Source organism: Ruegeria arenilitoris (genome assembly GCF_013035425.1).
Lineage (GTDB): Bacteria > Pseudomonadota > Alphaproteobacteria > Rhodobacterales > Rhodobacteraceae > Ruegeria > Ruegeria arenilitoris_A.
In genome coordinates this window covers 571,737-594,850 of record NZ_WQHX01000001.1, presented here as the reverse complement: position 1 = coordinate 594,850, position 23,114 = coordinate 571,737, and the positions used below count along the sequence as shown (strand labels likewise).

Here is a 23,114-nt window from a genome sequence, read left to right as displayed (position 1 = left end):
CAGTACCACTAGCGTACGCCTCAACATCATCCAGGGGAGGTCGGGATGAAATCCCAATATCGCGTAGTGGTCATTGGTGGTGGCGTGGTGGGCGCCTCGGTTCTGTACCATCTTGCTAAATTTGGCTGGTCGGACGTTGTAATGCTCGAACGACGGCGGCTTGCATCAGGGTCTTCCTGGCATGCAGCAGGCGGCATTCATGCGCTTAACGCCGACCCCAATATGGCGTCTCTGCAAGCCTACACTATCGACCTATTAAGTGAGATCGAAAGAGAATCCGGTCAGAACATCGGGCTTCACATGACTGGCGGGTTGACGCTGGCCGGAACCCCCGAACGATGGGAGTGGTTGCAGGCCAACTATCGAATTTTTCAATCCATCGGCATTGACGATTGCGAACTTCTTAGCCCGGAAGAAGCGCAAAAGCGTTGTCCGATAATGTCCACTGAGGGTGTCTTGGGTGCCATGTGGGCTGATCGCGAAGGGTATATCGACACGACCGGCACGGTTCAGGCTTATGCCACGGCTGCAAGGAAACGCGGCGCAGAATACTACGAGGAAACCAAGGTCGACGAGTTGATCCAGACAGCAGACGGGTGGCAGGTCGTGACCGACAAAGGCACGATAACCTGCGAACATGTTGTCAACGCCGCAGGTCTTTGGGCCAAGCAAGTCGGACGTATGGCCGGGGTCGAGCTGCCGGTTTCACCCCTGAAGCATCATTACTTGATAACGGATACGGTGCCCGAAGTGGCGGAAGCAGACTTCGAAATGCCAATGACCGTGGACCTCGAAGGGTTCACCTATATGCGGCAGGACCAAAAGGGTGTGCTGGTCGGCATTTATGAGGTCGATCACGAACACTGGGCTATGGATGGTGCGCCCTGGAATTATGGAGAGGAGCTGTTTCAGGAACAGCTTGACCGGATTGAGAATGAACTGACACTTGGTTTTGAACGTTACCCCTCGATTCAGAATGTTGGCATCAAAACATGGGTCAACGGTGCCTTTACCTTCTCACCCGACGGCAACCCTTTGGTAGGCCCGGTACCCGGCAAACGTGGTTACTGGTCGGCGTGTGCGGTCATGGCGGGCTTTCTTCAAGGCGGCGGTGTCGGCAAGACACTTGCCGAGTGGATGATCCACGGTGAACCGGAAGCTGACGCATGGCCGATGGACGTGGCTCGTTATGGGGACTTCGCGCAAAACAAACGTTATATCCGAGAAACCACGGGTCAGTTTTATTCGCGCCGTTTCGTGATGACTTATCCAAACGAACAACTGCCCGCTGGTCGTCCGCTCAAAATGGCCCCGGCTCACGATGCGATGACCGAAGTTGGGTGCAAGTGGGGCGTAAGCTGGGATCTTGAAGTTCCTCTGTATTTTGCTCCCAAAGGGTTTGAAGAAACGCCAACTCTAAAACGGTCAAATGCGCATGATATCGTGGCCGAAGAGTGCCGAGTGATCCGCGAAGGCGTGGGTTTAATGGATATCTCGGGCTTTTCTCGCTTTGAAGTCGCGGGGGCGAATGCCCAGGTGTGGCTTGATAAAGTCATGGCTTCGAAGTTGCCTGCGCCGGGAAGGGCAAAGCTGGCGCCCATGCTTGGTGAGAACGGGCGGCTCAAGGGCGATTTAACCGTCCTCAACTGGGGCGATGGGACATGGTGGATCATGGGCAGTTACTACCTTCGCGCCTGGCATATGCGTTGGTTTGACGATCACATGATCGAGGGAGTGAATATTCGTGACCTGGGTGAGGAATATTGCGGATTCGCCGTTGTCGGCCCCAAATCACAACAGGTTGTCGAACGATTGGCCGAACAGGATATCTCGGGCCTGAAGTTCATGGGCTGCGGAGATTTCGACATCGGCCTTGTACGTGCCCGGGTCGCGCGCATGTCTGTCACAGGCGAAAAAGGGTACGAGATCAATTGCCGCTATGGTGATCATATCAAGTTGCGTCGAATGTTGCTGGAAGCCGGGGCTGGCGAAGGTATTCGCGAATGCGGGTTCAATTCGATGCTGTCTACCCGGCTTGAAAAAAGCTTTGGCATCTGGTCGGCCGAGTTCACGCAGCTTTATACGCCAGGTATGACCGGAATGGATCGTTGGATCGATTGGGATAAAGACTTCGTCGGCAAAGATGCGGCAGTTGCCGAGCGCGAAGGCAACGGCCCATCTCAGGTTCAGGTTACCTTGGAAGTGGATGCGATGGATGCGGACGCCAGCGGGTACGAACCGGTTTGGGCCGGAGAAGAACGTGTCGGGTTTGTGACGTCAGGCGGTTACGGCCACTATACCGGCAAGTCGCTGGCGATGGCGCTGGTGGATCGCGACAAAGCGGAACCGGGAACGGAATTGACCGTGCATGTAGTCGGTGTTGAACGGCCTGCCAAAGTAATCGCACCGTCACCTTATGACCCTCAAGGTAAGGTAATGAGAGCGTGAGCACGACGTCTCAATCCCTTTCGCGTGGCAGGCGGCGACGTGGGCGAGGGCCCGATGCATCACCCGCCGTCATTCGAGATGTAAATTACCGCCAGCTGAGAAACCCATTTCCTCTGATGGAGGTGTTCCCGGCCGATCAAATCGCTGACATGCACGAAACAGCGCTTCGAATGCTGGAGGAATTGGGGATCAAAGTTCTGCTGCCCGAGGCGCGGCGTCTTTATGCAAAGGCGGGGGCAAGGGTGGATGAGGACAGCGAAATGGTCTTTATCGGGCGCGACATAGTTGAAACGGCTGTGGCGTCGGCTCCTAAGTCCATCTCATGCCGCGCTGGTGCGCGACATCGAGACTTCACTTTGGAACTTGGCTCGCTGGTCTTTCAGCCGGGTGCAGGGGCGCCGAATGCAACCGATCTCGTTCGGGGTCGTCGGCCCGCGTCTGGTCAGGACTACTTGGAGTTTCTGAAACTTACCCATCACTTCGATGTGTTCCAGATGATTTCGCCACAGGTCGAACCACAGGACGTTCCGACCCATCTCAGGCATTACTTTACAACCAAGGCGCAGATGGAGCTTACGGACAAGTTCCCGTTCTTCTTTTCGCGTGGCACTCCGCAGGTGTCGGACTGTTTCCAAATGCTGGCAATGGCGCGTGGGTTGTCTGACGAGGAGTTTGCCAGCAACGCGTATTGCTACACGATAATTAATACCAATAGCCCTCGTACACTGGACATCCCGATGGCTCAGGGGCTGATTGATTTCGCCCGCTATGGTCAAATGTCTATAATCACACCTTTCACGTTGATGGGCGCTATGGCACCGATCACGGTCGCGGGCGCAATTACGTTGTCTCACGCCGAAGCGATGGCGGCTCTCGCGCTTACGCAGATTGCCAATCCGGGCGCACCCGTTTGCTATGGCACGTTTACCAGCAATGTAGACATGAAATCGGGAGCGCCAGCATTTGGAACGCCCTCGCATTTTCAAGCATCTTTGGCAGCAGGGCAGTTGGCCCGGCATTTGGGTTTGCCTTGGCGGTCAGCGGCGGGGTCGGCAGCAAATATCAACGATGTCCAAGCCGCGAATGAGAACCAGTTCGGCCTGTGGGGTTGCCTGATGGCTGGGGCGACGGTCATCATTCACTCGGCTGGCTGGCTGGAAGGCGGCCTGACAGTGTCATTTGAAAAGATGATCTGTGACGCCGAAGTTTTGAACATGATCGCGGAGTTGTGTGCCGGTGCGCAGGCAGGAACCTCTGAAATAGGTTTTGATACCGCCCTCAGCGAAGTTGAACCCAGTGGTCACTTCTTTGCCTCCAGCCAGACGATGGAACGTTACAACACAGAATTTTACGAGCCTCATTTGCATGACTACGCCAATTTCGGAACATGGACAGAGCGCGGCTCGGTCGATGCCAACCAGCGTGCGACAGGGGTGTGGAGAGGTATTCTGAACGATTTCAAGGCTCCGCCCAGCAACAGCGATCATATCGGTGCGTTGCATGATTTCATCGCGCGCAGAACCGAAGAAGGCGGAGCGCCACCGGAGAGCTAAATGAATACGAAGCCTATTCTGCACCGCGATGATCCCGAAGCCGAACCGTTGGTTGGCAACGTAAAAGTAACACGAGACGATTGGTTGAACGTGGCGATGGACGTTCTGATCTCGGACGGTGTGGACCAGATCAAGGTCTTGAACCTGGCAGAGAGGATGGCTGTTTCGCGGTCGTCTTTTTATTGGTATTTCAAGTCTCGGCAGGAGTTGCTCGACGCCCTTTTGGCTCGTTGGCAGGCTACAAATACCGCAGGTCTGATTAGGCAAGCCGAAGCTCCGGCAGATACGATTACTGCAGCGGTTTGTAATGTACATCGGTGCGTCGTTAATACATCGCTGTTCGACACCGCGCTGGATTTTGCGGTAAGAGACTGGGCCAGAAAATCAGGAAAAGTTCGCCGAATTCTAGACCAATCCGATGCAAAACGGCTGAAGGCTTTGCACGCCATGTTCGCAAGGTATGGCTATCCGGAGATTGAGGCCGAAACACGGGCACGGGTACTTTACTACATGCAGATAGGATACGATCTGGCGCAATTGAACGAGCCGATGGAAACACGGTTATCGATGGTTCCCCATTACCTTTACGTATTTACCGGGGTCGAACCGAAACCCGAAGAAGTGCAAGAGTTTGGAGCCTATTCGCAGCGCCATTGGCAGGGGGACAAGTCATGAGCCAACCGGATGCAATCATAATCGGAACCGGAGTTATTGGCGCCGCAATCGCGTTTGAACTGGCCAAGAAAGGTTGGAAGACCCTTTCGTTGGACCGGAATTCACAGGTTGGGCATGGGTCAACGGCCGGATCTTGCGCAATTATCAGGATGCACTATTCGACTTTTGACGGGACGGCCTTTGCTTGGGAAGGTTACCATTACTGGCGCGATTGGAGCGAGTACCTGGGGTTGCCGGACGACACGCAGTTGGCGCAGTTCCGCGAAACCGGTTGTCTTGTGATGAAGACAGAAGCCAACGGCCTTCTGGACAAGCACAAAGAGTATAGCGCGCAACTTGATTGCCCGTTCGAGGATTGGTCTCCCCAACAGATAAAATCGCGGCTGCCGATTTATGCGTTGGACAGTTATGCTCCGGCGCGACGTATGGACGACCCTGAGTTTGGCCATCCAAATGGCAATCAGATGAATGGCGCGGTTTTTTGGCCAAAGGCAGGTTATGTTACTGACCCGGCACTTTCAGCTCAAAACCTGATGGACGCGGGAAAACAACACGGCGCACAAGTTCGGACTGCATCCGAAGTATCGGAAATATTGACCCAAGATGGTCGGGTGTCCGGCGTCCTTTTGACCTCTGGCGAAGAAATCAAGGCTGGGGTCGTGATAAATGTAGCGGGGCCGGGGTCATCTATCATAAACGGAATGGCGGGTGTTCTGGATGACATGACCATTGAAACGCGTCCTTTGCGACAGGAAGTCGTGCACGTACCTGCGCCAGAAGGATTTGATTTTGAAAACCAAGGTACAATCGTCTCGGATAGTGACATTTCGCTTTATTGCCGGCCTGAACACGGGAACCACATACTGATCGGATCCGAGGATCCCGAATGTGACCTGCATCAATGGTGTGAGGACGACCAGAACTATAATCGAGATTTTACAGATCAATGGACAACTCAGGCGATGCGTTATGCGCAGCGAGTTCCAAGCCTTGGTATTCCGTCCAAAACGCGCGGAGTCGTCGACCTATACGATGCCTCAACCGATTGGATTCCGATCTATGACAAGTCCAGTTTGCCAGGGTTTTATATGGCCTGTGGCACCAGTGGGAACCAATACAAGAACGCGCCCATTGCTGGAAAGATGATGGCAAACCTAATCGAATACTGTGAGGGTGGAGCGGATCACGACTCGCAGCCGATGCAATTCGAATTGCCCTATATCAAGCGGACAATTGACGTTAGTTTTTACTCTCGCAAACGTCCTATCAACGAGGACAGCAGTTTTTCGGTTCTGGGCTAGATTCCTCGTCCGAACGGATTAAGTTTCCCGGAAAAGCGGATGAGAAAAAACTCGTGATGGAACAAAAAAAACCTCATGTACTGATCCTTGGCAGCGCACCAACCGCGCTGACGGCAAGAGGTTGGCCAAGCCATAGCTTCACGCACATCGTCGCGATTAACAACGCGTGGCGCATTAGGGCTGATTGGGATTTCCTTATTCACCCCGAGGATTTTCCAACCGATAACCTGCCTGACCACGTCGGCCCGAACCAGCGTGTTATTACGGCAGAGGATTATGTGCCACTGCAGAACGAATTAGGTGGATTTGTCTATGCGGGCGGGACGATGGCCTTTACTGCAGGGTATTGGGCCTTGGCCGCGTTGAAGCCATCGGTGATGGCCTTTTTAGGATGCGACATGGTCTATCCCCGGTCTGGAAATACGCATTTTTATGGCAATGGGGCAGCCGATCCGTTGCGGCCAGATATTACCTTGCGTTCTCTTGAGGCAAAGTCCGCGCGGCTGGCTTTGTTTGGTGCTACCCAAAATTGCAGTGTTGTCCGTCTTTCCGAGGGGGAAAGTAGGCTGGTGTTTCCTACTGTTTCTCAGAATAATTTGGATTCGGCGCCGCTGCCCAGCTTCAAAGGGATGACACAGGCTCTCAAACGAGAAGCAGAGATGGGCTATTTCGTGCCATCCGGTCGGTATTGGGAATGCCAAAGTCGTTTTGACCCAGTCAAAATAGACGAACTGGATAATCTGTGGCTCAAGACTTACCGGGACTCAATTCTGGCTCATGTGCTCTGATGCGGTAGACCGTTCAATAAGTTGTCTACCTTTGCGCGGGCTAAGGTTGCGGCTCGGCTTCTGACCGGGCCATAACCACGAATTTCATCTGCACACCCGAGAGCTTTGATCCAAACTTCGTGCGTGCTTTCATCGTACTCAGCAATCAGTTTCGCTAGCAATTTTTTGTACCAATCCAGAAGATCCCGGTGCAAACGCGCTTCGGAGTGATAAGCGAATGGGTTCAGGGGCGAACCACGCAAACCCTTCATGTGGGCAAGACCAAATAATATCGGCCGTATCCAAACCCCTAGTTCCCATTTCATCGGGCGTCCCTGTTCATCTTTGCGCCAACTCATCAAAGGCGGCGCCATGTGGTAGGACAGCTTCAAATCCCCTTCGAACTGGTCTGACAGCTCATTTGCAAAGTCGTTGCTGGTCATCAGGCGCGCGACCTCAAACTCGTCTTTATAAGACATGAATCGAAAAAGATTTCGCGCGACGGACCGAACCAACTCTTCATCAGCGTTGGGCAAAGCGTTTCGAATGGCGGAGATCCGGTTTGTATAGTCCTCGCCGTATCTAGTGTTTTGGTAGTGCTTCAAAAATTCAGCCCGGCGGTCGACCATCTTATCCAAAGGTTCTTGATAAGACGGCTGGCTAAGATCAATTTCCAATCGATCAGGATGTTCAGCAAGCACGCGACCAATGGCAAACGCAAGCCGATTTTTTTCAACCGCAGTGCCGTTAAGCAAAAAGGCCTGAGACAGTGCGGTTCCCGAAACTGGAACCAAACCCTTCTGCCACGCGTATCCCAATAATATTACGTTTGCGAATACGGCGTCTCCCAGCAGCTTTTCGGCGGCAGCGTTGGCATCCACGCCCCAAAGATTTTTTGCCCCCACAACTTGCTGGATCGCTTTTTCACGACTTGCGATATTCAGTTTCGCGTCTCGGTGCAGAACCAGGTCACCGGTTGGCATTTCGGCACGGTTCAGAATAACGCGTGTTTTGGTGCTGTAGTGAACGGATGCCTTGGGCCCTGAACTGACTACGGCATCACAGCCGATAACCGCATCGGCGGATCCGCGGTCAATGCGAACCTGGTTCAAAGCTTGCGGCTCGGACCCAAGCCGGATGTAGCTTAGGACAGTTCCGAATTTTTGAGCGAAACCGGTGAAGTCCAAAACCGAAGCGCCTTTGCCCTCAAGATGAGCGGCCATGGTGATCAAAGCTCCTACAGTAACGACACCGGTGCCGCCGACTCCGGTCACGAGCAGGTCAAAGGGTTTGTCCAAGGACGGCAATTTCGGCACTGGCAGCGCTGCCTCTAAGTCACACGGGTTCAGCGCAATTTCTCGTGTACGCCGTTTTGCGCCGGTGACTGTTACAAAACTGGGGCAAAACCCGCTGAGGCAGGAAAAGTCTTTGTTACAAGAGCTCAAATTTATCTTTCGCTTACGGCCAAGCGATGTTTCTCGAGGCTCTACGCTCAAGCAATTTGAAGTGACCGAACAATCCCCACAGCCTTCACACACAAGATGGTTGATCCAGACAAACCTATCGGGGTCTTGCATGCTGCCACGCTTACGTCGGCGGCGTTTTTCCGTAGCGCACGTCTGTTCGTAGATCAAAACAGTCACGCCGGGAACACCGCGTAACTCACGCTGCAGGGCGTCCATTTCGCTGCGGTCGTGAAAGCTGGTTCGATTGGGGAAGTCGGAGTAGTTAAATTTCTTGATGTTATCAGAAACCAACGCGATCCTTTCGACTCCTTCTGCCCTGCATGTCTGGGCGATGCCGGGGACGCTGACAGGGCCGTCTACAGGTTGGCCCCCCGTCATTGCAACCGCGTCATTATATAGAATCTTGTAGGTAATATTCGTGCCAGCCGCGACGGCCTGCCGTATCGCGAGCGAACCAGAGTGATACCATGTTCCTTCGCCCAGATTCTGGAAGATGTGTTTGCCGCCATTGAATTGAGAAGACACCACATGGGGTACACCCTCGCCGCCCATCTGCGCATAACCCACGGTCTGACGGTCCATCCAAGATGCCATTACGTGGCAACCAATCCCGCTGGCTGCGGTCGAACCTTCGGGGATTTTTGTCGAACTATTGTGTGGGCAGCCCGAGCAGAAATATGGTGTTCGAGTAGCTCCGGGCACGTTGAGCAATTGAGGCGGTGTGTCGGTCAGCGCACTAGCTTTCGCAGGCAGGTTTTCTTCTGGAAAGAACGTGTTAAGCCGTTGGGCAATTATGGGGACGAGCATCAATGGGCTGAGTTCACCGGTCCATGGGATCAAAGGCTCGCCATGACTGTCGTATTTTCCCACCATCTTATGCGGCTTTTCACCGGGCCAGTCGTAGAAGTATTCCTTGAATTGGCTTTCAATGATCCCGCGCTTTTCTTCGACAACCAATGCTTCTGACTTACCTTTGACAAAGCGCAGCGCATTGCGCCGGGCGAGTGGCCAGACCATTCCCACTTTGTAGATATCAATCCCCAGACGTCGACAAGCGGCTTCATCAAGGCCAAGCAGTCGCAGTGCTTCCATTAAGTCCAGATGCCCCTTGCCTGTGGTAACAAAGCCAAACTTAGCGTTATCGATATCGTATATCCGCCGATCAATTGGGTTGGCTTCTGCAAAAGCACGCACGGCTCGCAACTTGTGTTGAATGCGCGTTTCAATTTCTGGAGATGGCAAATCAGCTGACCGTACATGCAGGCCATTTTCAGGCAGTTCGATTTGTGGCAGCGAGAAGTTTCGATCTGGCCTTAGTTCAATTGATTGGGCGCTTTCTACTGTCTCTGAAATTGCCTTGAATCCAATCCACGCTCCCGAAAAGCGGGAAAGCGCAATCCCGTATTCTCCGAACTCCAGATACTCGTCCACCGATGCCGGGTTCAGCGTTGGCATAAACCAAGACATAAAGGCCACGTCAGATTGATGGGGCATTGACGAGCTAACGCAACCATGATCGTCGCCTGCCACCACCAGTACTCCGCCCATTGGGGCCGAACCGTAGGCGTTACCGTGTTTTAAGGCGTCACCTGACCGGTCCACGCCGGGTCCTTTGCCATACCACATGGAAAAGATCCCTTCGACCTCGCAATTCGGATCAAGCGAAGCTTGTTGCGCCCCCAAAATCGCCGTTGCAGCCAAATCTTCGTTAACAGCGGGCATAAACTTAATTTGGTTGTCTTTGAGCCTTTTTTGGGCGCGCCAAAGTTCCAAGTCCAATCCGCCCAGCGGGGATCCGCGATACCCCGAGACGAATCCGGCCGTGTTCAGTCCGGCTTTCTTATCGCGACGGGCCTGATCCAACATGATCCGCGCCAAGGCCTGTGTGCCAGTCAGGAAAACCCTGCCGGCTGTCATGTCGTAACGGTCTTGTAACTTGTATGTCCGGGGTGAGGGTTCGTGGTGGCTCATGCTGTCGTCCGAAGTCTGCCAGATTTCTTGGTTATTTTACTCGGATAATCGTGGAAATGCGTACCTTTTTATCAGCCCAAGGAGCATCTAGTCGAAAAATTTGGTCGATTATTGTCAAATATTGACTATTTTATTCGATATGACTTTCATCGAAGAAAAAGATCATCGGATACTGAAGCTGCTGCAGGAAGACAGTCAAATGTCTAATGCGGAACTGGCCGAGGCGGTGGGAATGTCGCCGTCAGCTCTTTGGCGACGAGTGCGCGCGCTTGAGGATGCCGGGATTATTCGGCGCTACGGAGCGGTTGTCGATCCATCTGCTATGGGACTGCATTTCGAAGCGATTGTTCATGTTCACCTTACACGGCACGACCCGGAAAGAATCGTCGAATTCATTCGTGCGGTTGAGCTGAATTCGGACGTTCAAGAGTGTTACGCGACCACCGGTCAGGCAGACTATCATCTGCGTGTTTTGTGCAAGGATTTGGCAGGGTACAACGTATTTCTCGAGGAATTTCTCTTCCGCCTTCCGGCCGTCGCGAGCGCGCAAACCAACGTGGTTTTACGCACGATCAAAAGAAATCGGCCAATTGTTCCTTAGAAACTAGGCCGCGAAAGAAACCCATGCCCAGGCCATCGCGATGTAGGTCAGGTTGTGCAAACACTGATCCAACCCTGCCGCGCGCCAAAATGCCGCCTGATTTGGTTGTAGGCGTTTCTTGTCGGAGTAGCTTGCCTTTGCAAAGTCGATATGAAAGTGAACAATCCATTCCAGAGCCGCGACAATTAGAATGAATTCCACTGGCGCGCGGAACAGAGCAAATATAATCACTGACCCCAAAACATGCACAGCGGCATGCTGGGCCCGCCCGAGATGAAAGTATGTGCCACGCCCCGAAAGCATTTTGGGCGTTTGCAAGTAATAGTCGGCAAACATGTGCTTTATCTGCAGTAGACAGAGCAAAAGCAGCACGGTGCCTATCGTCGCAGGCAAATGAATCCTCCCGATATCGTCCCCGTTAGAAGATTAGGGTGGAAATCCGTGAGGTGCAAATGAACTTGTTCGCACAACGCGAAATTGTCTCGAATCGGAAATTCATTTGCGTATTCGGATATGAATGCGGTAAATTCTTCGTATTGTATTCACGTTCAAATCAATGATTTGACTGACGGATCAGCAGTGGGGCGGGTTCCATAGAACGAACGATTTTTCAGTTCATCTGGAAATACTCCAAACGCGATCAGTTGACCTTGCTGGCCGTGACAGCGACTTTGTTCCCTTTGCTATACCTCACGCTTGAATTGCCCAAGCGCATTATCAATGACGCGATTGGTGCTTCAAGTTCGATCATAAATGTGTTGGGTTTCGATCTGCCACAGACAACGTTCCTGATCATTCTATGCATCGCATTTTTATTCGCGGTCTTGGCCCACGGTCTAATGAAAATGCGCATCAACACCATGAAGGGCATTCTGAGCGAACGGATGTTGCGTCGTTTTCGCTATCAATTGATCAATCGGGCACTCAGGTTCCCACAGCCATATTTTGAGCGGGTCAGCCAAGGCGAAATGGTTTCGATGATCACCGCTGAAAGCGAACCAATGGGCGGGTTGATGGGTGACGCGATCAGTCAGCCTGTCTTGCAAGCTGGTCAGATGATAACCATCCTGTCCTTTCTGTTCCTTCAGAGCTTCTGGTTCGGGCTGGCAGCTATTGCATTGATACCGCTGCAAGCTTGGCTCATTCCTAAGCTTCAACGGCAAATCAACCTGTTGAACAAAACTCGTATTCAAGAGGTTCGTGTTCTGGCTGCGCAAATCGGTGAAAATGCTGCAGGTGCCGCCACTCTGAGGGCCAACGGCGGCTGGCGGTACCGTCGCTCCATGATTTCAGATCAGCTGAGCAGGCTTTTTGCAATTCGTTTCGAGATCTATCAAAAAAAGTTTTTCATGAAGTTTATCAATAACTTCATCTCGCAACTGACACCATTCCTGTTTTATCTGGTTGGCGGATTATTGGTTTTACAAGGGTCCGTTTCGTTAGGGGCATTGGTGGCTGCGCTTGCGGCTTACAAGGACTTAAGCTCTCCGTGGAAAGAGCTTTTGACATATTACAACCAGACCCAAGATATGTCGCTTCGATGGGACGTGGTAATCGAGCGGTTTGCCCCCACTGGAATGCAGGACGAAGCTTTGTTCGAAGGGGAGCCGGAAGATCGGCCGTATTTGAACGGGGACATTGTTTTGGACAGAGTTTCTGTGCGCGACATGGACGGAAATCAGGTGTTGGACGATCTGAACCTTAAGTTTCCCGCCGGAAAAACAATTGGAATAGCGGCCCCAAGCGAAGAAGACCGGCGGGCAATGGCCGAGCTTTTGACGCGTGAAATCCTGCCCGGTTCGGGGCATGTCAAGATTGGCGATCATGATCTTGCATCGTTGCATCAAGCAGTCGTGGCCGCACGGATCGGTTATGCGACCTCGAGACCTGTAATGTTCCAAGGTTCCCTGGGCGATAATGTGATGATGCCGATGCGGTATAGACCTGTTTCGATACCAGAGGCGGATTCGGAGTTTGCCGAAACTCTGCGTGCAGGCAATAGTGACGATCCCTTCCGCGCCGATTGGCTTGACCCCTCGTTGGCGGGATTAAAAAGTCCCGAAGAACTGCGCGATTGGTGGTTGAAGTTAATCGACGGGATGGGGTCGGGGGCAGCATTATTCCAGCGAGGAGCAGACCAAGTCTTTGATCCCGAAGAACATCCAGCGTTGGCCCGAAAGTTGGTTGAACTGCGGCCCATTGTGCAACAGGCAGTGCGACGGGCCGAACTTGACCAACAAGCGTTGATTTTTGATCAAAAGGTTTACAACCCCGCATTGCCTGTCGCAGAGAACCTTTTGTTTGCAACGCCGCGCGTTCCCGTCACCCAAGAGTTGTTGGCCCAGCAGACTGTTTTTCTGGGTCAATTACGGGAATTGGGGTTGGATGAGACTTTGATTGGATTGACCCGTGACGTCATCGATATGCTGCGTCAGATCTTTGGCTTGGACGGTACGGATCACCCGCTGTTTCGCAAACTCGGCCTTCAGGCACAGACTTACGAAGCCGCCGTCGAACTCGTAGAACGCACTCGGCAAGAAGGGGCTTCTGGGTTGGATGACGAGCAACTGGCCAATTTGCTTGCTGTTCCCTTCGTTATATCTGCAGAACAGATTGGCCCCGCATTTACCGATGAATTGAAGAACCGCATATTGGAATTACGAGCCAGTCATTCTGATAAGTTAATGGAGCGTTTGCAGGATGTGTTCGTGCCGCTGAATCAAGCGGAATTTGCTCCTGGGCTCACGGTCATGGAGAATGCGCTATTCGGAAAAGTCAGTCAGATTGGGGGAGGTCGGTCTGACGAGGTTCGCAAACTGATTGCTGACGTTCTTTCGGAAAATGGAGCACGATCACTTGTGGTGGCTCTAATTTACGACATTCCAGTCGCGCTTGGCGGTCAGAACCTGCCCGCCGTCTTTGCCGAGCCGCTCGCATTTACCCGGGCAACAATAAAAAAACCCGACATCCTTATTCTGGAAAATGCGTTGGCTAGCTATGACATGGAAACGCAAGTGGCCGTATATAAAAACTTGCGTGAGTTGCTGCCCGAAACAACGGTCATCTACCTCAATGATCAGTTTCAGAATCCAAATGTGTTCGACATGTACGTTGAAATCCGCCAAGGTCGTGTTGTGACAGACGAAAAACCAGAGGACGTGGAAGAAGACAGTGCCTCTTCTGCTGACCTTGCGCGTAAGCTGCGAGCACTGGAACAGACACCGCTGTTTTCGGGTCTGGACAGGAGGCAGTTACGGCTGCTTGCGTTTGGTGCGCGTTGGTTCAACGCGTCTGCTGGTGAAGTCATTTTTCTTAAGGACGATCAACCAACCGACGGTGCATATGTGGTTCTTGAGGGCGAGGCAGGTTTGTATCTGCCACAACCTGACGGGCCGGATAAACTGATCTTGACTGTTGGCTCGGGGGCTTTGGTAGGTGAACTTGGCTTGATCCGAAAAGAACCCCGCGCGCTTAGCATGATCGCGGAGACAGATCTTGCTTGTTTGCGCATTGGGGAAGAGGAATTCCTGGCCGTGGTCGAAAATGACGCCGCCACCGCATTCAAGCTAATGCAGGTTATTGCTGGATATGTCTCGAACTAATCGGGTTGTGTCGTCGGAACGCAAAACAAACTGTACAGCAGCTCGATAGTCTGCGCAGTCTTCCCGTCACTTAATGCATAGTAGATCGTTTTCCCATCCCGACGGGTTGTGACCATCCCCTCTTCGCGAAGACGGGCAAGCATTTGGCTGACTGTCGCCTGACGCATGTCCAGAAGCTTCTCTAACTCCCCAACAGAGTACTCACCGGCGCTAAGATGGCAAAGGATCATCAAGCGCCCTTCATGGCCAAGCGCCTTGAGGAACGCAGCCGCATTGGCCGCGCTTTCCTTCATGTTGTGCGGCGTCTCGGGGGGTAGTACGTTGGGTCCAGGGTGATGGGCGTTCACGGGAGGTCCAGTCGACAGATTGGAGTTGGCACAATATGCCTTATTCAAGCCAAGTTTGTCACCCCTCTGTCGCGGGTGCGCCGCCCTGAAACGCGTTTCCGTTGACGTAATCACATGGATCTTCCTGCATCTGCAAATGTAGCCCATCCCCAGAATATGGGTGCGCGCGCGCCAACTCCTCGTCGACTTCGATCCCAAGGCCGGGCGCGGTGGCAGGGACCACAAAACCGTCCTGAACCTTGATCGTCCCCTTAATCAATTGATCGTGGAAAGGTGTTTCGATGGTTTCCAGCAACAACAGGTTCGGTATCGACGCTGCCAGGTGAATGTTAGCGGCCCATTCAACTGGCCCCGCGTACAGGTGCGGTGCCATTTGCACGTTAAACACTTCAGCCATGGCGGCCACTTTTTTCATTTCCCATATCCCGCCAGCGCGGCCCAAAGCAGGTTGCAAAATTTCAGCCGCGCCAGCGCGCATAACAGCCCCGAATTCTGCCTTGGTGGTCATCCGCTCGCCTGTCGCCACGGGAATACGTACATTCCGGGCGACACGAGCCATATCCTCAATCATGTCAGGTGGCGTCGGTTCCTCATACCAGAGAGGTGAATAAGGCTCTAATGCCTGGCCAAGACGAATAGCACCGGCTGTATTGAACTGTCCGTGAGTCCCAAATAACAAATCTGCCTGATCCCCGACCGCTTCGCGAATAGCTTTGCAAAATGCGACCGACATTGAGATGTCGGACATTGCAGGCATATGCCCACCCCGGATTGTGTATGGGCCAGCCGGGTCGAACTTGACTGCAGTAAACCCTTTTCGCACCATTTCAGCGGCGCATTCACCGGCCTGTTCCGGAGAAGTCCAAAAGTCGGTCAGGTTATGGTGAGGCAGTGGATAAAGATATGTATAAGCTCTGATTTTTTCATTCATTCGCCCGCCCAACAGCGCATATACAGGACGGCTACGATCCTTACCCAGGATATCCCAACAAGCGATTTCCAAGCCGGAAAATGCGCCCATTACTGTCAGGTCAGGCCGCTGCGTGAAACCGCTTGAATAGACTCGGCGGAACATCAGCTCAATGTTTTCAGGGTTTTCATCGGCCATGTGTCGGTCGAACACGTCGCGGATCACGTGTTGCATGGCTTCGGGCCCGATTGACGATGCATAACACTCGCCCCAACCGGTAATACCTGTGTCAGTAGTTACTTTTACTAGTATCCAATACCGTCCGCCCCACCCTGGGGCTGGCGGGGCAGTGACAATGATATCGAGATCCTGCAGTTTCATTCGCTGTCCTTTCAGGGACTCAATCTTTGCCGAACATGATCACGTTGCGCTTTGCCGAACCAGTTTTTGTGTCTTCGATCGCCTCGTTGATCTGGCTTAGAGACCAACGGCCCGAAATCAATTCATCCAACTTCAACCGCCCTTGTTCATAAAGATCGACCATCCATGGGATATCACGTTGAATGACTACATCGCCCATTTTTGATCCAACCATACCTTGCGCAACCGCGGCCAAAATTACAGGCTCATAGCTGGCTTGCGCTCCGGAATGGGGCATGCCGATCATAACGGCCTTGCCACCGCGTCCAAGGTATCGCGGAGCCTGATCGTAGGCCGGAATCGCGCCAACGGTGATCAGAACGGCATCCGCGCCTCGCCCACCAAAAGCCTTGTAAGCGGCCTTCCACGGCTCGCTCAGAGTCGCTAGGACGCCATGAGTCGCTCCGAACTCTTTAGCGATATCCAGCTTCTCTTCTGTCATGTCTACGGCGACGATGCGACGTGCGCCGGCAATGCGCGCACCCTGAATTGCGTTCAGACCGACACCGCCAGCACCGATCACCACAACATCTTGACCTGGGCGCAGGGCCGCCGCGTTAACGGCTGCTCCAACCCCGGTAATAACGCCGCAGGACAAAAGACTGGCGACGTCCTTGGGCATCGATTGAGGTATTTTTACGATCTGGCGATGGCTAACCACGACTTTTTCAGCAAAGGCACCGCAAGCCATAGCTTGTTCCAGTGGCTCGCCATCAGCCGTACGCAGCGGCCCTTTGACGGTGTCATAAGGCGTTTCGCAAATGGTCGGCTTTCCGCCAGCGCAAGACGGGCAGGTGCCGCAAGCACGGATGAGTGTCACGACCACAGGGTCGCCGACATTGAATTCTCCGGCACCTTCACCCAATGCCGTGATTACACCAGCGGCTTCGTGGCCGTACACTGCGGGTAAAAACCCACCCCAGGCACCACTGGCATATGAAATATCGGAATGGCAAATTGCTACGGCTTCCAACGTGACTTCGACTTCGCCCATACCGGGCGGCGCGATCAGAATATCCTCGATGACCAATGGGTCGCCAAAAGCATGGCAAACTGCGGCTTTGATGGTTTGCATATTTGTCCCCGTTCACTTGTGACGCCACGGTGGACTGTCACGATGCGAGCTGCAAGGCAGTTTCCGTCAAACGCGTGTCGTTTACGTCGCGTTGGTCGTACTTGTCTAATTAACTATAGTCTTGCGGGCATCAGAAAGACGGTCAATAACAAGGCGCGACGGGTATGAAGGGCAGGGTTTGCTGACTGACTAATTTCTCAACGGCATTCTGCAACCGGCGACGCGACTACCGAACGCGCGTTTCGTGCAACCAATCCTTTTTATGCCCTTTGAAAACAGCGGACTGACTACATCTTCCGAGCGGCAAGGGTGATAAACTCAGCCAATTTTTTCGGGTGTGAGAAAAAAGGTGAATGGGAACTGTCGATGGTCAGTTGAAGTTCCGGTTCAGCGCACAGACTCATCTCGGCTTGATATTCTGTTGGTACCGTTTGGTCATTGGTCGTGCGGATATATACTTTGGGAACTTTCGCAAAATTAGATCCAGTTTTGAGCGGCGTTTCCTGTGGCCGGATTGCCTGCGGGCACAATCTGGCTTGGGCATAGCTAACCACCTCGGGCGGACAATCGTGATAAAACAGAGATTGCACCCGGCCAGGTAGCATCCTGTACGAAAGCCCGTCCGCAGATTTTTCAATTGCATCTGCGATCAATTGCCGTGGGGCACGTTTGCGCATTTCGGCCATCGACAGCCCGTCTTTTGGAACATATGCGCAAAGGTAAATTAACCCACGCAGCCCTTTTGGGTCGGCCTCCGCCGCGGCGCTGATTGGAAAACCGCCCCATGAATGTCCTACGATAATTGTTTCCGGGCTTGAGGCATCAAGTATTGCGTCGCGACACAAATCCAAGGAAACATCCGCGATAGGCGTCGGATCAGACCCATGGCTGGGCATATCTATTGCGCGCGCGGAATGACCCATCCCAGTTAGTTCGGGAATAAGGTCGCGCCAGCACCAGGCACCGTGACATGAACCATGGATCAATAAAAAATCTGTCACAGAAGGCTCCTTTAAATGTGACCGATCCGGGTCATGAAATCGCCAAGAATAGTCGCGTATTCCTTGGGACGTTCGACGCAAGGTAAATGACCGGCTCGTCTGATTAGCTCGAATTGGGAACCGGGTACCAGATCAACCGTTTCGCGGACCAGATCGGGTGGGGTCGAGCCGTCCTCACTGCCGGCGATGCCGAGCGTTGGCAAGCGTAACCCGCTAGTGGGTGTGTAGAAATCTGTTCCCGAAATGGCCGCGCAACATCCCAAATAACCATCAACCGGCTGTCGTGTCATCATGTTACGCCAAAGGTTCATTTCCGGTTTTGCGCGAAAATCACGGGAAAACCAACGTTCCATAGTCGCGTCTGCAATTGCTTCGATTCCACCGGATTGCACAGCATTGATGCGATCCTGCCAGATCGAAGGAGTACCGATCTTGGCAGCGGTGTTTGACAAAACTAGCGCTCGTACCGTGTCCATACGTTTGACGGCCAGTCCCTGACCGATCAACCCGCCAACGGAAAGGCCGACAAATACGCAATCTTTGATTTCGAGATAATCTAAGAGCCTTTCTGCATCATGCACTAATGCACCCATGGAATATGGCCCCGGTGGTTCTGACGAAAGTCCGTGTCCGCGCTTGTCGTAGCGAATGACTTTCAATCCATTGGGTAAGAACGGCAACATGAGGTCCCATAGACGCAAATCTGTTCCCAGCGAGTTCACCAGAACCAAAGGGGCGCCATGCGGATCGCCATCAATTCGGCAATGCAACTGTACATCCCCGAGGTCGACAATGTTCATGGTAAATATCCCATCCTGCCTGTTTCCGCCAAACGGACCCGATCTATCAAATATGCACCCCGCACTGCGGGTTGTCAGGTCAGGAAATCCAATGCTTGCGCAAAAACCTGCGGGTCGGCGTTTCCGCCTGAGGCGACGACTATAACCGTTTCGCCCTTGATTTCATCCGCCCGGAACAACGCTGCAGCCAGTGAAACTGCGCCACCTGGTTCCAAAACGATCTTTAACCTAAGAAAAGCCTGCGCCATTGCGCGAAGTGCTTCTGTCTCTGAGACGGCAAGTCCTGGACCGCAAAGCCGCTTCAGGATCGGAAATGTGACATCTCCCGGCTGCGGTGTCAGGATCGCATCGCAGATATTGCCTGAGACGGCATTGTTACTTTGGATGTGTCCTGTCAGCAATGAACGTTTCACATCGTCAAAACCCTCAGGTTCGCATGGGCGGGGCCGCAATCCTGGGGAATGGCCCTCTAGCGCCAGCGAAATACCGGCAGTCAGGCCGCCACCTCCACAGCAGATCAACACATCGGCTTCGGTGACACCCGCATCGCCTGCCTGACGCGCTAATTCCAGACCAACCGTGCCTTGGCCCGCGATGACAAGTGGTTCGTCATAAGGTCGGATCAATGACAATCCACGCTTTGCGGCAAGGGATTCGCCAATTTCTTCGCGGCTTTCATTGGCGCGATCATACAATACGACCTCGGCACCCAAGGCGCGCGTGTTATCGATTTTAAGTTGCGGTGCATCGGATGGCATAACGATGACTGACGCCACCCCATGTTGCGCAGCAGCGTATGCCACTCCTTGCGCATGGTTACCCGACGAGTAGGCAATCACTCCGCATTGGCGCGAAACCTCGGTCAAGGCAGAGATGGCAGACCAAGCGCCGCGAAACTTGAAACTGCCTGTATGTTGCAGGCACTCCGGTTTCACCAGAACCTTACGACCAGCGATTTCATCCAAAAAGGGCGAGGACAGCAAGGGCGTCTCGCGAACATGTCCATTCAACCGTTGAGCCGCGGCTTCGATCATTTCCATCGTGCTCATGATGCGTCCAATACTTTGCGGATGATGGCCAGTGATTGTGGTTCATTCAGAAATGGCACGTGCCCACGATCTGGCACTTCGACCGAGATCAGACCAGGATGCCTCTCATGCATTTTTTGCACTGTATCAACCCCCAAAACGTCCGAGTTTTCTCCCCGGATCACACCGGTCGGGATGTTTCGCAAGGCTTCGAAAAATAGCCACAGGTCAGGAGTTGCGCCAGCCGCGGCTTGTTCAAGCAGCGCTTTTCGTAACGCGCCATCATACCGCAATTCCAATCCACTTTTCGACTTGGCATACTGGATCTCAGCCTGTTGCCTCCAGACTTCCAAAGGGACGCCCGGAAATTTTGGCTCCATTTCTTGTTGGATAAGGGCGGCGGCTTGGTCATAAGTGGCTGCGACTGGTTCTTTGCCGACATAATCCATGATTTTTGCTATACCCACCGGTTCAATGACCGGTCCGACATCGTTCAGAATAACACCAGCCAGACGATCAGGATTGCTTGCCGCTAACGCCATCGCGATTAAGCCACCACGAGATGTGCCCAGTATCGTCACCTTATCAAGGTTCAAATGATCCAATAATTCGATGGCGTCATGTGCTTCTCTAAGTACGTTATAGTTCATGAAATCGGGGTCATAGTCTGATTTTCCCCGCCCCCGATAATCCATCGTGATCATGCGCAAGTCGTTGGCGTGTGGCGCAAAAAACGAGAAATCACGACTGTTTCGGGTCAATCCTGCGAGGCACAACAGAGGCTTGCCCGTGCCACTGTCCTCGTAGTGGATTCGCAGACCATCGGATGTCGTAAAGAACGCCATTAAAGACCTGCCAAAGCTGGGATCGTCGATAGGTTGGGCAGAACATGCGCTGGCGTCCAGGGTAGTCGATCCATAGGTTCATTTGCGCGGTTGACCCACGCAGTAATAAAACCATATCCACTTGCGCCAGCGGCATCCCACCCGTTCGAACTGACGAAAAGCACTTCGTCTCGGTCGCAACCAAACCTTTTTTGCACCAGATCGTAGACACGAGAGTGAGGTTTGAAGACTCCTACGGCTTCAACCGACAGCACATCGTCAAGTAATTCTTCGATCCCCGCCGACTGTACCGCTCCGTCCAACATCGGTGGCGACCCGTTGGAAAGAATGGCCGTTTGCAGGCCTCCGGCCTTTAGAGCCGCCAACATTTCTGGAACCTCAGGGTATGCTTGTAACTCCCAGTACAGGTCCAACAGTCTTTGCCTTAGCCTGTCGTCACCTTGCAGCCCAGTGGCCTCCAGTGACCAGTCAAGGCCGTCCTGTGTCACATCCCAGAAATCTGCGTGGGCATTCGCAACTGCACGCAGCCATGTATATTGCAATTGTTTCAGACGCCAGTGAGCTGCCAATTCAGGCCATTTGTCACGAAGCGCTTCGAACTCTGGCTCGGCAGATGCTTGACGGGCGGCTGCGGTCACATCGAATAGTGTGCCATAGGCGTCAAAAATACAGGTTGTAATAGCCATCGGTTCCTCCCGCGATCGCGCGCAAGGTGACACAAGAATATGAGGCTTTAAAGTGCTTAGGGAATTCTATTCCATTATGTCGGGCCATGCTCTAGTTTAGGCCGCTCATGCCCTGAGGCTGGAGGCCGAATTGACCACTATCAAACAAGGCGACACTGTTCGCATTCATTACACGGGAACACTTTTGGACGGCAAAGTTTTCGACAGTTCCGACGGACGTGATCCTTTGAAGTTCGCGGTTGGTTCAGGCCAAATCATTCCTGGCCTCGACGCCGCCCTTCCGGGAATGGCAATCGGTGAAAAAAAACGTGTCGAAGTTCCCTGCACGGAAGCTTATGGTCCGATCAATCCGGGTATGAGGCAGCAAATTCCAAGAGAGGGGATACCAGACGATATCCCGCTTGATCCAGGCAGTCAGTTGCAGATGCAGACGCCTGATGGGCAAGCTGTACCTGTTACCGTTGTAGATAGTGATGAGGCGACGGTCACCTTGGATGCAAATCATCCGCTGGCCGGTCAGGATCTGATTTTCGACATTGAGATTGTCTCGATAAACTGATCCAGACTTTCAAAGATCGGCAAACCCGTGCAGAAGCGATTCAAAGGCAGAAACGACCTGAGGCTGCGTAAAAAACAAAAACGCGGTCAGTAGGCCAACTAAGGTTACCAGCAAGAGACGCGCGCGACCATTGCGAATCCCGGGTTTCTTCTGAGACGCGAGGGTACGACCATTGCTTGCAAGTATCTGATCAAGTTTGCTCATGCCGCAATCCCTGCATCGGAAACGTGGTGAAATCTTGACACCAACAGGGAAAGATAAGGTCACATTGCGTCTGGTTGCGGCATGCCAAGAATGTGAAATCCGCCATCGACGCGAATAATTTCTCCCGAAGTATACATCCCGGCATCCGAAGCCAGGTAAACAGCAGTGCCGCCTACTGCCTCGAGCGTTGCGTTTGAACGCATCGGCGCATTCTGGTCGCAAAACTTATAGGTCTTGCGCGCACCACCAATAGCGGCACCTGCCAGTGTTTTCATAGGGCCAGGGGAAATCGCGTTTACACGAATACCTTCAGGGCCGAGATCATTGGCCAGATACCGAGTCGCGGATTCCAATGCAGCCTTAGCAACACCCATGACGTTATAATTCGGCACCACCTTGTTCGACCCCTGATAAGTCAAAGTTAGTAGAGTTCCGCCGTTGTCTTTCATCAGCGGATAAGCCCGACGGGCGATCTCGATAAATGAATACGCTGACACATCGAGCGAGTGTTTGAAATTGGCCCTGGTAGTGTTGAGAAACCGTCCGGTCAGCTCTGATTTGTCAGAATAAGCGATAGCGTGAACCACAAAATCGATCGTTGGCCAACGGGCAGCCAATTCTTGAAAGGCGTGATCTAATGAGGCATCGTCAGTGACGTCTGCATCCACCATGAAATCGCTGCCAAGGCTTTCGGCCAATGGTGCAAGGCGCTTTCCGAATGCGTCGCCCTGATAGGTGAACGCAAGCTCGGCGTCTGCCTCATGCATGGCCTTGGCGATGCCCCAGGCAATAGAGCGATCATTGGCCACGCCCATGATCAGGCCGCGTTTACCCTTGAGAAGATCCGACATGTTA

At 53.1% G+C, this 23,114-nt stretch carries 20 protein-coding genes; 8 read left to right on the top strand and 12 right to left on the bottom strand.

Translation table 11 applies throughout. From position 1 onward, the window contains the following. Window positions 1–45: 45 nt before the first annotated feature. The 5 genes from GOV45_RS02830 to GOV45_RS02810 are packed head-to-tail and all read left to right on the top strand — an operon-like array spanning window position 46 to window position 6,765. Window positions 46–2,448 (top strand): GcvT family protein, encoded by a 2,403-nt coding sequence (locus GOV45_RS02830; RefSeq protein WP_170473922.1) that lies wholly within the window; start codon window positions 46–48, stop codon window positions 2,446–2,448. Continuing rightward, window positions 2,445–4,001: a trimethylamine methyltransferase family protein gene (locus tag GOV45_RS02825; RefSeq protein WP_170473919.1), complete on the top strand. Its 1,557-nt coding sequence runs from the start codon at window positions 2,445–2,447 to the stop codon at window positions 3,999–4,001. The genes GOV45_RS02830 and GOV45_RS02825 overlap by 4 nt, the downstream gene beginning before the upstream one ends. Further along, a complete protein-coding gene (locus tag GOV45_RS02820; protein ID WP_170473916.1) occupies window positions 4,002–4,676 on the top strand; it encodes a TetR/AcrR family transcriptional regulator in 675 nt (224 codons plus the stop codon). It abuts the gene before it with no gap. Beyond that, a complete protein-coding gene (locus GOV45_RS02815; RefSeq protein ID WP_170473913.1) occupies window positions 4,673–5,977 on the top strand; it encodes an NAD(P)/FAD-dependent oxidoreductase in 1,305 nt (434 codons plus the stop codon). Before GOV45_RS02820 ends, GOV45_RS02815 begins: the two co-directional genes overlap by 4 nt. 56 nt (window positions 5,978–6,033) lie before the next feature. Beyond that, window positions 6,034–6,765, top strand: coding sequence for a hypothetical protein (locus tag GOV45_RS02810; protein ID WP_170473911.1), 732 nt, complete (start codon window positions 6,034–6,036; stop codon window positions 6,763–6,765). Here GOV45_RS02810 and GOV45_RS02805 read toward each other — a convergent pair. Then, window positions 6,753–10,181, bottom strand: coding sequence for an indolepyruvate ferredoxin oxidoreductase family protein (locus GOV45_RS02805; RefSeq protein WP_170473908.1), 3,429 nt, complete (start codon window positions 10,179–10,181; stop codon window positions 6,753–6,755). The two genes, GOV45_RS02810 and GOV45_RS02805, sit on opposite strands and share 13 nt — an antisense overlap. A gap of 139 nt (window positions 10,182–10,320) precedes the next feature. On the opposite strand from GOV45_RS02805, the gene GOV45_RS02800 reads away from it, so the two are divergent. Further along, on the top strand, window positions 10,321–10,782 hold the full coding sequence (locus GOV45_RS02800) for an Lrp/AsnC family transcriptional regulator (RefSeq protein ID WP_170473905.1): 462 nt from the start codon (window positions 10,321–10,323) through the stop codon (window positions 10,780–10,782). 3 nt (window positions 10,783–10,785) lie between these two features. Here the strand turns inward: GOV45_RS02800 and GOV45_RS02795 are convergent, their stop codons facing one another. Then, entirely contained in the window at window positions 10,786–11,175 is a 390-nt protein-coding gene (locus GOV45_RS02795; protein ID WP_170473902.1) for a DUF3307 domain-containing protein, read from the bottom strand. A gap of 212 nt (window positions 11,176–11,387) precedes the next feature. On the opposite strand from GOV45_RS02795, the gene GOV45_RS02790 reads away from it, so the two are divergent. Beyond that, the gene (locus GOV45_RS02790) at window positions 11,388–14,384 is read left to right on the top strand and encodes an ABC transporter transmembrane domain-containing protein (RefSeq protein ID WP_170475356.1); all 2,997 of its coding nucleotides are present in this window, start codon (window positions 11,388–11,390) and stop codon (window positions 14,382–14,384) included. Here the strand turns inward: GOV45_RS02790 and GOV45_RS02785 are convergent. The 8 genes from GOV45_RS02785 to GOV45_RS02750 form a co-directional block, all read right to left on the bottom strand. Then, window positions 14,381–14,677, bottom strand: coding sequence for an ArsR/SmtB family transcription factor (locus GOV45_RS02785; RefSeq protein WP_170473899.1), 297 nt, complete (start codon window positions 14,675–14,677; stop codon window positions 14,381–14,383). The genes GOV45_RS02790 and GOV45_RS02785 overlap by 4 nt on opposite strands. Window positions 14,678–14,789: 112 nt before the next feature. After that, window positions 14,790–16,022 (bottom strand): mandelate racemase/muconate lactonizing enzyme family protein, encoded by a 1,233-nt coding sequence (locus tag GOV45_RS02780; protein WP_170473896.1) that lies wholly within the window; start codon window positions 16,020–16,022, stop codon window positions 14,790–14,792. 19 nt (window positions 16,023–16,041) lie between these two features. After that, window positions 16,042–17,136: a zinc-binding dehydrogenase gene (locus tag GOV45_RS02775; protein WP_170473893.1), complete on the bottom strand. Its 1,095-nt coding sequence runs from the start codon at window positions 17,134–17,136 to the stop codon at window positions 16,042–16,044. Between the two features lie 287 nt (window positions 17,137–17,423). Next, a complete protein-coding gene (locus GOV45_RS02770; RefSeq protein ID WP_170473890.1) occupies window positions 17,424–18,137 on the bottom strand; it encodes an alpha/beta fold hydrolase in 714 nt (237 codons plus the stop codon). An 11-nt stretch (window positions 18,138–18,148) separates the two neighbouring features. Continuing rightward, complete coding sequence (gene pcaD, locus GOV45_RS02765; protein WP_170473887.1) at window positions 18,149–18,937, bottom strand: 3-oxoadipate enol-lactonase; 789 nt, start codon at window positions 18,935–18,937, stop codon at window positions 18,149–18,151. Between the two features lie 74 nt (window positions 18,938–19,011). Then, window positions 19,012–19,986: a threonine ammonia-lyase gene (locus GOV45_RS02760; protein WP_170473885.1), complete on the bottom strand. Its 975-nt coding sequence runs from the start codon at window positions 19,984–19,986 to the stop codon at window positions 19,012–19,014. Further along, window positions 19,983–20,810 carry an alpha/beta fold hydrolase gene (locus GOV45_RS02755; protein WP_170473882.1) on the bottom strand — a complete coding sequence of 276 codons (828 nt, stop codon included), beginning with the start codon at window positions 20,808–20,810 and terminating at the stop codon, window positions 19,983–19,985. The genes GOV45_RS02760 and GOV45_RS02755 overlap by 4 nt, the downstream gene beginning before the upstream one ends. Then, window positions 20,810–21,496, bottom strand: a complete 687-nt coding sequence (locus GOV45_RS02750) for a haloacid dehalogenase type II (RefSeq protein WP_170473880.1) — start codon at window positions 21,494–21,496, stop codon at window positions 20,810–20,812. The genes GOV45_RS02755 and GOV45_RS02750 overlap by 1 nt, the downstream gene beginning before the upstream one ends. 130 nt (window positions 21,497–21,626) lie before the next feature. On the opposite strand from GOV45_RS02750, the gene GOV45_RS02745 reads away from it, so the two are divergent. Further along, entirely contained in the window at window positions 21,627–22,055 is a 429-nt protein-coding gene (locus GOV45_RS02745) for an FKBP-type peptidyl-prolyl cis-trans isomerase (RefSeq protein WP_170473878.1), read from the top strand. Window positions 22,056–22,064: 9 nt separating this feature from the next. Here the strand turns inward: GOV45_RS02745 and GOV45_RS02740 are convergent, their stop codons facing one another. Then, window positions 22,065–22,259 carry a hypothetical protein gene (locus GOV45_RS02740; RefSeq protein WP_170473876.1) on the bottom strand — a complete coding sequence of 65 codons (195 nt, stop codon included), beginning with the start codon at window positions 22,257–22,259 and terminating at the stop codon, window positions 22,065–22,067. Window positions 22,260–22,318: 59 nt separating this feature from the next. Next, window positions 22,319–23,110, bottom strand: a complete 792-nt coding sequence (locus GOV45_RS02735; protein ID WP_170473874.1) for an enoyl-ACP reductase FabI — start codon at window positions 23,108–23,110, stop codon at window positions 22,319–22,321. Window positions 23,111–23,114: the final 4 nt, after the last annotated feature.